The sequence below is a fragment of the Microbacterium sp. 16-032 genome (genome assembly GCF_041079455.1).
Classification (GTDB): Bacteria; Actinomycetota; Actinomycetes; order Actinomycetales; family Microbacteriaceae; genus Microbacterium; species Microbacterium testaceum_A.
On the sequence record NZ_JBFYGQ010000002.1, the window covers coordinates 292,291 to 303,188 of the forward strand.

The 10,898-nt window shown below is 70.6% G+C and carries 13 protein-coding genes; 3 read left to right on the forward strand and 10 right to left on the reverse strand.

Going from position 1 to position 10,898, the window contains the following annotated elements:
* Positions 1 to 100 precede the first annotated feature (100 nt).
* From AB6V31_RS05035 to AB6V31_RS05055, 5 genes are read right to left on the reverse strand one after another with little or no spacing between them, the layout of a single operon-like run.
* Entirely contained in the window at positions 101 to 1,045 is a 945-nt protein-coding gene (locus AB6V31_RS05035; RefSeq protein ID WP_369364445.1) for a bifunctional riboflavin kinase/FAD synthetase, read from the reverse strand.
* A complete protein-coding gene (locus AB6V31_RS05040) occupies positions 1,042 to 1,461 on the reverse strand; it encodes a hypothetical protein (RefSeq protein ID WP_074694216.1) in 420 nt (139 codons plus the stop codon). The genes AB6V31_RS05035 and AB6V31_RS05040 overlap by 4 nt, the downstream gene beginning before the upstream one ends.
* A gap of 50 nt (positions 1,462 to 1,511) precedes the next feature.
* Complete coding sequence (locus AB6V31_RS05045; protein ID WP_369364447.1) at positions 1,512 to 1,880, reverse strand: hypothetical protein; 369 nt, start codon at positions 1,878 to 1,880, stop codon at positions 1,512 to 1,514.
* Positions 1,877 to 2,770, reverse strand: coding sequence for a tRNA pseudouridine(55) synthase TruB (truB, locus tag AB6V31_RS05050; RefSeq protein ID WP_074694215.1), 894 nt, complete (start codon positions 2,768 to 2,770; stop codon positions 1,877 to 1,879). The genes AB6V31_RS05045 and truB overlap by 4 nt, the downstream gene beginning before the upstream one ends.
* A complete protein-coding gene (locus tag AB6V31_RS05055; RefSeq protein ID WP_056227246.1) occupies positions 2,770 to 3,273 on the reverse strand; it encodes a hypothetical protein in 504 nt (167 codons plus the stop codon). Before AB6V31_RS05055 ends, truB begins: the two co-directional genes overlap by 1 nt.
* Before the next feature lie 184 nt (positions 3,274 to 3,457).
* On the opposite strand from AB6V31_RS05055, the gene AB6V31_RS05060 reads away from it, so the two are divergent.
* On the forward strand, positions 3,458 to 4,336 hold the full coding sequence (locus AB6V31_RS05060) for an A/G-specific adenine glycosylase (protein WP_369364450.1): 879 nt from the start codon (positions 3,458 to 3,460) through the stop codon (positions 4,334 to 4,336).
* 152 nt (positions 4,337 to 4,488) lie between these two features.
* Here the strand turns inward: AB6V31_RS05060 and rbfA are convergent, their stop codons facing one another.
* The 4 genes from rbfA to nusA form a co-directional block, all read right to left on the reverse strand.
* Positions 4,489 to 4,980 carry a 30S ribosome-binding factor RbfA gene (rbfA, locus tag AB6V31_RS05065; protein WP_056227240.1) on the reverse strand — a complete coding sequence of 164 codons (492 nt, stop codon included), beginning with the start codon at positions 4,978 to 4,980 and terminating at the stop codon, positions 4,489 to 4,491.
* Between the two features lie 217 nt (positions 4,981 to 5,197).
* Complete coding sequence (gene infB, locus AB6V31_RS05070; RefSeq protein WP_369364452.1) at positions 5,198 to 8,017, reverse strand: translation initiation factor IF-2; 2,820 nt, start codon at positions 8,015 to 8,017, stop codon at positions 5,198 to 5,200.
* A 93-nt stretch (positions 8,018 to 8,110) separates the two neighbouring features.
* Positions 8,111 to 8,362: a YlxR family protein gene (locus tag AB6V31_RS05075; RefSeq protein ID WP_074694212.1), complete on the reverse strand. Its 252-nt coding sequence runs from the start codon at positions 8,360 to 8,362 to the stop codon at positions 8,111 to 8,113.
* 34 nt (positions 8,363 to 8,396) lie between these two features.
* Positions 8,397 to 9,386 carry a transcription termination factor NusA gene (gene nusA, locus AB6V31_RS05080; RefSeq protein ID WP_074694211.1) on the reverse strand — a complete coding sequence of 330 codons (990 nt, stop codon included), beginning with the start codon at positions 9,384 to 9,386 and terminating at the stop codon, positions 8,397 to 8,399.
* A 188-nt stretch (positions 9,387 to 9,574) separates the two neighbouring features.
* On the opposite strand from nusA, the gene AB6V31_RS05085 reads away from it, so the two are divergent.
* Together AB6V31_RS05085 and AB6V31_RS05090 are read left to right on the forward strand one after the other, a co-directional pair.
* Positions 9,575 to 9,814: an AbrB/MazE/SpoVT family DNA-binding domain-containing protein gene (locus AB6V31_RS05085; RefSeq protein ID WP_056227230.1), complete on the forward strand. Its 240-nt coding sequence runs from the start codon at positions 9,575 to 9,577 to the stop codon at positions 9,812 to 9,814.
* Positions 9,811 to 10,233, forward strand: a complete 423-nt coding sequence (locus AB6V31_RS05090) for a type II toxin-antitoxin system VapC family toxin (protein WP_056227228.1) — start codon at positions 9,811 to 9,813, stop codon at positions 10,231 to 10,233. Before AB6V31_RS05085 ends, AB6V31_RS05090 begins: the two co-directional genes overlap by 4 nt.
* A 21-nt stretch (positions 10,234 to 10,254) precedes the next feature.
* Here AB6V31_RS05090 and AB6V31_RS05095 read toward each other — a convergent pair whose 3' ends face one another.
* Positions 10,255 to 10,857, reverse strand: coding sequence for an HD domain-containing protein (locus AB6V31_RS05095; protein ID WP_074694210.1), 603 nt, complete (start codon positions 10,855 to 10,857; stop codon positions 10,255 to 10,257).
* Positions 10,858 to 10,898: the final 41 nt, after the last annotated feature.

Genomic DNA, 10,898 nt, shown 5'->3' on the forward strand with positions numbered 1-10,898 from the left:
GGTGGCCCCGGGGTCACGTCCACCGCCCCGCGGCCACGTCCACCGCCCCGGAGCCGCACAACGCGCCCCGAATCCACCCAGCCCGGCCCCGGCCCGCACCTCACCGCAGGATCGCCCGCGCCCGCTCCACGTCGTCCGCCATCTGCACGAGCAACGCGTCGATGCCGTCGAACGCCGTCATCTCGCGCACCCGCTCCACGAAACGAACCTCGACGTGGTGGCCGTACAGGTCCAGCCCGGTCTCGTCGATCACGTACGCCTCGACCTGCCGCGCGTGCACGTCGTCGAACGTGGGATTGGTGCCGACGCTGATCGCGGCCGGGTAGCTGATGCGCCGAGCCCCGTCGACGTCGACGAGCCAGCCCGCGTACACGCCGTCGGCGGGGACGAAGCCCTCGAGGTCGGGCGAGAGGTTCGCGGTCGGGTAGCCGAGCTCGCGCCCCCGCTTGAGCCCGTGCACGACCTCGCCCCACACCGAGGGAGCGCGGCCCAGAAGGCGCGTGGCCGTCGCGACATCGCCCACCGAGAGGGCCTCGCGGATCCACGTGGATGACACGCGCCGGTCGGCGTGGACGGCCCGCACGTCGTCGACCACATCGACGCGGAACCCGTGCTCGGCTCCCATGCGGACCAAGAGGTCGGGTCCGCCCGCTCCCCCGGCGCCGAAGCGGAAGTCACGGCCCACGAGCACCGTGCGCGCCTGCAGCGCCTCCACGAGCACGGCGAGCACGAACTCGTCGGCCGGGATCGCCGCGAGCTCCTCGTCGAAGGTCAGCAGCAGCGTCGCGTCGACGCCGGCGCGCTCGAGCAACTCGAGCTTCTGGTGCGGCCCGATCACGTCGGGGGGGCACTTCTCGGGGCGGAGGATGCTGAGCGGGTTGCGGTCGAACGTCACCGCGACGACGCGTGCGCCGTCGGACGCGTCGATGCGTGCACGATCGATCACGGCGCGGTGGCCGGCGTGCACGCCGTCGAACTTTCCGATCGCCACCACCGAGGGCCCGAAGTCCGCCGGGACCTCGGAGGGATCGCGGAAGACGATCATCGCGTCGCCCGGCGATGGCGCGTGAGCCACCAGAGCCCGAGGAAGGGCAGCACCAGCGGGATGAACAGGTACCCGTAGCCGTAGACCGACCACACGGTGGGGTGCTGGAACAGCGCGGGAAGAACGAGGCTCAGGGTGCCCACGACGAGCACGCCCACCAGCTCGAAGCCGATCGCGATCCAGGCGACGCGGTACCACGCGGGCCGTGCCGAGAAGACGAGCGCGAGGGTCGCGAGGATGTACACGACGGCGGCGAGAGCCGACAGCGCGTACGCGAGAGGGGCGTCGTCGAACTCGCGCACGATCTGCACGAACGAGCGGCCCGTGGCGGCGAGCGCCATGATGCCGTAGACGACGACGAGGACACGGCCGATGCCGGTCATCCCCCGGGAGCGGGTGGGAGTGGTGGATGCCATGACCTGTCGATTCTAGTTCGCCCGCGCCGTGGCCGAGCGGCGGTGCGCCCTCACGCCAGCTGCACGGTCCAGATGATGTGCATGCGCCACACCATGACCGCGACGGCGAGGGCCGCGACGCCCATGATGACGGTGCTCCAGCGGCTGCGTTCGATCAGCGCCCACGCGGCTCCGGCGACCGGGACCAGGGCGGCCGACACGAGGTAGGTCCAGAACTCGAGCAGGCTGCCCGAGGGTGGGTTACCCGCGAACGGCGAGATGATCGCGACGACGATCTGCACGATCAGCAGCAGCTCGATGAGGGCGAGCGAGCCGACCGTCACGTCTCCCGGCCGGCGTCCGATGAGCCCCGCGGTGATGGCGACGAGACCCGCGAGCACGGCGATGCCCACCTGGGCGAGCGTCAACCACAGGATCATCGGGCGGCCTCCTCGGGCATGTTCATGACGCTCTTCACCTGCGTGCCGCGTTTCTCGACGACGCCGATCAGACGCCCCTCGGGGTCGATCGCGGCCGCGACCGCGCCGGTCAGGCGGCCTCCCCCGTCGATGCGCTTGCCGTGCCGCAGATCTCGTGCCTCGTCGTCGCCCACGGCGAGGACGCCCATCACGACGGCGGCCGCGGTCGCGGGCGCGACGAGGGCGTCTTCGGCGATGTCGTCGACGGATGCGGCGGCGACGACGTCGAACGCCCCGATGCGCGTGCGACGGAGAGCCGTGAGGTGCCCTCCGACGCCGACCGCGCGCCCGAGGTCGCGAGCGAGAGCGCGGATGTACGTGCCGCTCGTGCAGTCCACGACCACATCGAGCTCGATCGTGCCCTCGCCGCGGCGCGTCTCGCGCACCTCGAACCGCGAGACCGTGACGCTCCGCGCCTTCAGCTCGACCTCTTCGCCGGCGCGCGCGAGGTCGTAGGCGCGACGGCCCGCGACCTTGATGGCCGAGACGGTGCTGGGCACCTGCTGGATGTCGCCGGTGAGGTCGGCGATCCCCGCCGCGATGGCCTCATCGGTCACGGCGGCGACGGCAGCGGCATCCGCCCTGGCCGTTTCGACACCGTCGGCGTCGTCGCTGTCGGTGGCGACTCCGAGCAGGACGGTGGCCTCGTAGGTCTTGTCAGCGCCGACGATGTAGGTCAGCAGGCGGGTCGCGCCCTCGACGCCGAGCACAAGCAGGCCCGTGGCCATCGGGTCGAGCGTGCCGGCGTGCCCGATCTTGCGGGTGCCGAGCGCGCGCCGCGCCCGCGACACGACGTCATGGCTGGTGATGCCTCCGGGCTTGTCGACCAGGAGGATTCCGGGACGCACCATCAGCAGAAATCTCCGAACACCTGCACCGGGTGCGAGGGGTCGGAGTTCTCGACGATGACGGATGCCGCCACGCGGGGCCGCGACTCGCTGAGGTAGTGCTTCTCGGCCTCCGGAAGCTCCGGGCGCGTAGCGCCGATGGGCGGGTTGCTCTCGAGCCAGACGGAGAAGTTGTAGAGCGTGCGCAGCTCGGCGGCGTGCAGGAAGCGGCCCGATACGACGAGCACCGCATCGGCCGGCGCGGCCGGCGAGTCACCGAAGGGCTCACCCGAACGGAACGGCGCGACGAGGCGCTCGCGCACGTCGTCGGCGTGGTCGGCGAGGTTCTCGCGGAACACCGCGGTTCCCTCGGCCTCGATCGCCGCGGCGAACGCGTCGGCGAAGGTCGAGGCGGCCTCGGCGTCGAGCGCATCGATCGCGACCACCACGCGCCCCGCGCGGGCGTTCTGCCGCATCAGGTCGCGCAGGCTCCGCTGCAGGGTCTCGACGGGGTTCTCACTCGACATGCCTCCAGCCTACTTTCGACCGCCGACACCGGACCGCTCCCGCCACCCCGCGAGGGCCCCGCCGCAGCGCCCCGCGGCATGCGCGAACGCGATGGCGCGCAGAAACGCGAGCAGCCCGCGTTCACGCGCGCGAACAGCGTTCACGCGTGAAGTTCGGCCCCGCTGACGACCGTAGGCTGGACGGATGCCAGGACTCGCCGCCCCGCTCATCGCGTGGTACCGCGACGCGGCCCGCGACCTCCCCTGGCGCCGCGAGGGGTTCGGGGCGTGGGGCACGCTCGTCAGCGAGTTCATGCTGCAGCAGACGCCGGTGAACCGCGTCGTCCCGCACCTCGAGGCGTGGCTGACGCGCTGGCCGACGCCCGCCGACCTCGCCGCCTCTCCCCCGGGCGACGCCGTCACGCAGTGGGCGAACCTCGGCTATCCGCGCCGCGCGCTGTGGTTGCACCGCGCCGCCGTCGAGATCCGCGATCGTCACGACGGGGTCGTTCCCCGCGACGTGGAGGCGTTGCTGGCCCTCACCGGGATCGGCGACTACACCGCGCGGGCTGTCGCGGTCTTCGCGTACGGCGATCGGCATCCGGTCGTCGACACGAACACCCGACGCGTGCTCGCCCGCGCCATCGAGGGTCGCGCGCAGCCGGGTCCGCCGCACAGCCGCGACCTCGAGGCGATGGAGGCCGAGCTCCCCGCCGACGTCGCCGAGTCCGCGATCGTCAACGCCGCCGCGATGGAACTCGGCGCGATCGTCTGCACCGCCCGCGCGCCGAGGTGCGAGGCGTGCCCCCTCGCGACGCAGTGCGCGTGGCGGGCGGCCGGGTACCCGGCATCCGAAGACCGCCGACGAAAACAGGCCACGTACGAGGGCAGCGATCGCCAGACCCGCGGGGCGGTGCTGAAGACCCTGCGCGAGGCTGCGCCCGCGGCCGTACCGGCGTTCGCCGTGATCCCCCAATGGCCGGATGCCGCGCAGCGCGACCGCGCCATCGACTCCCTCATCGCCGACGGCCTCGTGGAAGCGGCCGATGAGCATCTGCGCCTGCCGGGCCACCCGGCATCCTGAAACCGAGTCCGGTCCGACGCCCGCCGCCCTGATCCCGCCCTCGAACCGGCACGTCGCTCTTCTCGTCCCGAGGATCGCGGTCCGGATGCCATGGCAAGACGAACGGCCGGACTCCGCCGATGTGGCGGGGTCCGGCCGTGTCGTGTCGAGGGTCAGGCGCGCGGGGCGTCTTCCTCGTCGAGGTCGTCGTCATCCTCATCGTCGTCGACGTCGTCCTCATCGTCTTCGTCGCGCGGCTTGACGTACGGGTCGGCGTCGCCGGCGTACGCGGCCGAGGCGGCGAGACCGGCGACGGACTCGTCGCGCTCGCGCGCTTCGCGCAGGAGGGCTGAGATGTGGTCGGCGTTCTCGGGGATTCCGTCGAGGATGAACTCGAGCGACGGCGTCAGGCGCGTGTTGAGGTTCTTGCCGACCTCGCTGCGCAGCATGCCGGTCGCCGACTTCAGCGCGGCGGCGGTGTCGGCGCGGTGCGCCTCGTCGCCCATGACGGTGTAGAACACCGACGCGTGCTGGAGGTCACCCGTGACCCGCACGTCGGTGATGGTGACGAATCCGAGCCGCGGGTCGCGCAGCCCCTTCTCGAGACGCTCGGCGAGCACCACGCGAATCCGGTCCGCCACTCGGGCCTGTCGTTCCCCTGCCACTACCTTCTCCTTCTCGTTCTTTCATACCGCCGCGAGTCGAGTTCCCCCGTGGCTCATTGCCGAGTGGCGGTCCTGACGAAGGAGCGTACCCAGCGGAGGCCGGAGGGGTGTGTGTCTTCCCGAGCATCGGGGTAGGGGCCCCGCTCTGCTCGGGAAGGCACACACCCCGCAGGCCGCAGCGGGGGCCGCACCCGAAGGCGCGACCCCCGCACGACGATCAGCCTCGCGGCTTCTCGACGAGTTCCGTCGTTTCGATCTCGTCGCCGACCTGGATGTCGTTGAACTTGCCGAGACCGATACCGGCCTCGAAGTCCGTCCGAACCTCGGTGACGTCGTCCTTGAAGCGACGCAGCGACTCGATGGCCAGGCCGTCGGCCAGCACGACACCGTCGCGGATGACGCGAGCCTTGGCGTTTCGCGTGATCGTTCCCGATCGCACGATGACACCGGCGATGTTGCCGAACTTCGAGGAGCGGAACACCTCGCGGATCTCGGCGACACCCGACTGCACCTCTTCGAACTCCGGCTTGAGCAGGCCCTTGAGCGACTGCTCGACGTCGTCGATCGCGTTGTAGATGACCGAGTAGAACCGCACGTCGACACCCTCGCGAGCGGCGCGCTCACGGGCCTTCGTGTCGGGACGGACGTTGAAGCCGATCACGATCGCGTTGTCGATCGTGGCCAGGTTGATGTCCGACTCGGTGATCGCACCCACACCGCGGTGGATGATGCGCAGCTGGACGCTGTCGTCGACCTCGATCTTGAGCAGCGACTCCTCGAGTGCCTCGACGGCACCCGACACGTCACCCTTGATGATGAGGTTGAGCGACTCGACCTTGCCCTCTTCGAGAGCGCGGGTGAAGTCCTCGAGCGAGATGCGCTTGCGGGCCTTGGCCAGCTGGGCGTTGCGCTCGGCCGCTTCACGCTTCTCGGCGATCTGACGGGCGGTGCGGTCCTCTTCGGTGACGATGAAGACGTCGCCGGCGCGGGGCACGGAGTTGAGGCCCTGAACCGAGACGGGACGCGACGGGTAGGCCTCTTCGACCGCTTCGCCGTTCTCGTCCATCATCGCGCGGACGCGGCCGTAGGCCGTTCCGGCGACGATCGCGTCACCGACGCGAAGGGTTCCGGACTGGATGAGCACCGTGGCGACCGAACCGCGACCCTTGTCGAGCTTTGCTTCGATCGCGACACCGCGGGCCGCCTTGTTCGGGTTGGCCGTGAGGTCGAGGCCGGCGTCGGCGGTGAGCAGGACCGCATCCAGGAGGGCCTGGATGTTGAGGTTCTGTCGAGCCGAGACGTCGACGAACATGACGTCTCCGCCGTACTCCTCGGCGACCAGACCGTACTCGGTGAGCTGCTGGCGCACCTTGGCCGGGTTGGCGTCGGGCTTGTCGACCTTGTTGACCGCGACCACGATCGGCACGTTCGCCGCCTGGGCGTGGTTCAGCGCCTCGACCGTCTGGGGCATGATGCCGTCGTCGGCCGCGACCACGAGGATCGCGATGTCGGTCACCTGCGCACCACGGGCACGCATGGCGGTGAACGCCTCGTGACCCGGGGTGTCGATGAAGGTGATCGCGCGCTCGATGCCCTCGTGCTCGGTCCAGATCTGGTACGCACCGATGTGCTGCGTGATGCCGCCGGCCTCGCCCGCGACCACGTTGGTCTGGCGGATGGCGTCGAGCAGTCGCGTCTTACCGTGGTCGACGTGGCCCATGACGGTGACCACGGGAGGACGGATCTCGAGATCGTCCTCGCTCTCGGCCTCGAGCTCGGCGTCGAGGTCGAGACCGAAGCCCTCGAGGAGCTCCTTGTCTTCGTCCTCGGGCGAGACCATCTGGATCTTGTAGCCGAGCTCGGCTCCGAGCACCTCGAAGGTGGCCTCGTCGAGCGACTCGGTCGCGGTGGCCATCTCGCCCAGGTTGAACAGGATGGTCACGAGCGTGCCGGGCTGCACGGTGTAGCCGCGCAAGGCTTCGAGCTTGTCCGCGAAGTCGGCGATGGAGGCACCGCGACGCAGGCGGATGATCTCGCCGTTGCCCTTCGAGACGTTGACGCCGCCGACGACCGGCGCCGACCGCATCTCGAATTCCTGCCGCTTCGCCCGACGCGACTTACGCTGCTTGGACTTGCCGCCACCCTTACCGAAGGCACCCGCGGTACCACCGCCGGGACCACGGCCACGGCCACCGCCGCCACCGGGACGACCGGCGAAACCACCGGCCGGAGCGCCGCCACCGGGGCGCTGGAAGCCGCCACCGGCGCCGCCGGGACGACCGGGACCGCCGGGACGCTGCTGGAACGGAGCGCCGGGACGACCGCCGCCACCGGGACGACCGGCACCACCGGGGCGCGGGGCACCGGGACGCGGGGCACCGGGGCGCGGAGCCTGCGGACGCGGGATGTTGCCGGGGGTCGGGCGCTGGCCCATGCCCTGCGCCGAAGCGAAGGGGTTGTTGCCCGGACGGGGACCGGCGGGACGCTGGCCCATGCCCTGCGAGGACGCGAAGGGGTTGTTGCCCGGACGGGCTCCACCCGGACGCGGGGGCGCGCTCGGGCCGGGCTTGGGGGCACCGGCACCGGGTGCAGCGGCACCGGGGGTCGGAGGGGTCGAGCCGGGGCTCGGCGGAGACGACGGAGTCGAAGGCTTCGCCGCCGACGCGGCCGCGGGGGCCTCGGAAGCCGGGACGGATGCCGCGGGTGCAGCCTCGGCCGGAGCCGCTACGGGAGCGGCGGAGGCCGCGGGCTTCGCGGGTCCGGGCGTGGGACCCGACGGACGGTTGCCGGGGGTCGCGGCCGGACGAGCCGGACCAGGACGGGCGCCGGGGCGCGCCGCGGAAGCGGCGGGCTTGGCATCCGAAGAGGAAGACGAGCCTTCGGAGGCCAGCGCAGCGCGGAGCTTACGGGCCACCGGGGGTTCGATGGTGGATGAGGGGCTCTTGACGAATTCGCCGAGCTCCTTCAGCTTCGCGAGCGCGACCTTGCTGTCGACGCCGAGCTCGGAAGCGATCTCGTGCACGCGTGGTTTTGCCACAATTCTCCTGTCTGAGGGCCTACCCCGGACAGGGCAGACCGTTAGTTGCGGACGGGTCTCATTTCGAGCCGTTCACTTCGTGTCCATAGCCGTTCAGCCTTTTCGCTGGTGGTGTGATTCGAAGGTCTGCGTGTCAAGCGGGCCTGACACACGCAATGCTCGTACGAAGGCGCGACGTGCGAGCGCTTTGCTCACACACGCGTCCGTCTCGTGCACCCACGCGCCCCGACCGGGAAGAACCGCTCGCTCGTCAGCGACGAGGACGGATCCGTCCGCGACCACACGCAGAAGCGAGGATCGGGGGGCACGTGCGCGGCATCCGACGCACGTTCGTACGGGTTCCATCCTACACCTCGCGATCGTGGGGACGATCGGACGCTCAGTTGTCTTCGAGGATGCTGTCGGGCTGGATGTCGATCTTCGCACCGGTCAGCTTGGCGGCCAGACGGGCGTTCTGCCCCTCTTTGCCGATCGCGAGCGACAGCTGGTAGTCGGGCACGAGGGCGCGGACGGCCTTGGTCGTGGCATCCAGGACGAACGACGAGGTGACCTTCGCCGGCGACAGGGCGTTCGCGACGAAGCGCGGCAACTCGGCGTCGTAGTCGATGATGTCGATCTTTTCGCCGGCGAGCTCTTCGGTGACGGCGCGCACGCGGCGGCCGAGCTCTCCGATGCAGGCGCCCTTGGCGTTCACGGTCGGGTCGTTGGCCTTGACCGCGATCTTCGAACGGTGGCCGGCCTCGCGGGCGAGCGAGACGATCTCGACGAGCCCCGCGGCGATCTCGGGCACCTCGAGGGCGAAGAGCTTGCGGACCAGGCCCGGGTGGGTGCGCGACACGGTGATCTGCGGGCCCTTGTTGCCCTTCGAGACGCTCGTGACGTACACCCGCAGTCGCGAGCCGTGGGCGTAGGTCTCGCCGGGCACCTGCTCTTCGGGCGGGAGGATCGCCTCGACCGTGCCGAGATCGACGTGGACCATGCGCGGGTTGGGGCCCTGCTGCACGACGCCGGCGACGATGTCGCCCTCTTTGCCGCGGAACTCGCCCAGCACGGCATCGTCGGCGATGTCGCGCAGACGCTGGCTGATGACCTGCTTGGCGGCGAAGGCGGCGATGCGACCGAAGTCGTCGGGGGCCTGCTCTTCTTCGCCGATGATCGCGCCCTCGTCGTCGGTCACGGGCGTGAAGATGCCCACGTGACCGGTCTTGCGGTCGAGGGTGGCTCGTGCACCAGTGGGGATTTCACCGGTCGGCGAGATGTGCTTAGCGTAGGCGGTCAGGATCGCCTGCTCGATGATGCGCGCGAGTTCATCGAAGGGGATCTCCTTCTCGCGTTCGATCGTCTTCAGTAGTGCGAGATCGATGTCCACAAGGCCCTCCGTTGTTCAGCTTTCGTCGGCACGACCGGCGCCGACAACCCTCCTACGATACCCGGGATGTCACGCCCCGCGCATCTCGTCGGACGATTCCGGATGCCGCAGCTGCGGCCGTCCTCGTTGACGGGCGACGCGCTGAGGCGACCGGTCCGCGGATGGGACGACGCTGGTATCGTATTCCCATGGAGCTCACCATCGACAGCGGGGGGCGCATCGTCCTCCCGAAGGCCCTTCGCGACGTGTTCGGTCTCCTCCCCGGCACGGTCGTCGACGTCTCGGCCTACGGGAGCGGAGTGCAGATCACCCCGGGTGGCCGTACCGCACGTCTCGAACGCGACGACGACGGCCGATTGATCTCCCGCGGATCGACGCCCGTCACCGACGAGGTGATCTCGACCCTGATCGACAGCGGGCGTCGGTGACGGTCGATCGCACGCCGATCGCGGTCGACACGAGCGTTGCGGTCCCGCTGCTCGTCGGCTCCCACGAGCATCACGATCGAGTGAGCGCTTGGGCGCGCGGGCGCGAGCTCCGCCTCAGCGGTCACGCGGCGATCGAGACGTATTCCGTCTTGACGCGACTCCCGGGCGACGCACGACTCGAAGCGGCCGACGCGATCTCCGTCATGGATGCCAACTTCGGCGATCCCCTCTCACTCCCGGCCGACGCGTCGGCGGGCGCGCACCGCGCCCTGGCCGATCGCGGGATCAGCGGCGGGGCGACCTACGACGGACTCGTCGCTCTCGCCGCTCTCACCCATGCGCTCTCGCTCGCCACACGAGACGCCCGAGCACGAGGAACGTACGAAGCGGCGGGCGTCCGCGTCGAACTCGTCGTCTGACTCCCCGCCTCATCCGGCCGGTCACAACCGTTCGAGCGGGTTCGCCGCGAGCTTGGCCACCACTCCCCCGTCCACCAGGCGCCGGGCGGCGGTGTCGGGCTTGCGCGCCGCCTGGTCGAGCACGCACGCGCCGAACTCGGCGGCCAGGGCGCCGCGTGGGTGAGCGGCGAGCACCTCGCGGCGGAAATCCTCGGGCAGCGCGTCGGGGCGGGCGCCCGAGATGTCGAGGCCCGTCGCGATCTCGAGCAGATGCCCCTCGGCATCCATCGACGGATCCACGCGCGGCCAGTTGTGCCGCACGATCACCTCGAGCACGCGCTCGCGTCGGGGCTGCTCCCACCCCGCGCCGGCGGTGAGCGCGACGCCGACGTACCCGCCCGCGTGCTCGTACGACAGCGCGTGGTTGTCGAACTCCCCCACCGTGCCGATGTCGTGCAGCACTGCGGCGACGTAGAGCAGCTCATGGTCGATGTTCCCGATGCCGTCGACCACTGCGAACGCCTCGGCCCACAGCCACGACCGCAACGCGTGCGCGGTGATCGCGGGCGACTGGTACTGCCGGGCGAGGGCAAGGGCCCCACGGGCGGCGAGGGTGTCGGGAACGGGGAAGTCGCTGATGCGCACGGGGCCTCCGGGGTCGAGAGGCTTCAACTCTCGCGCACGTC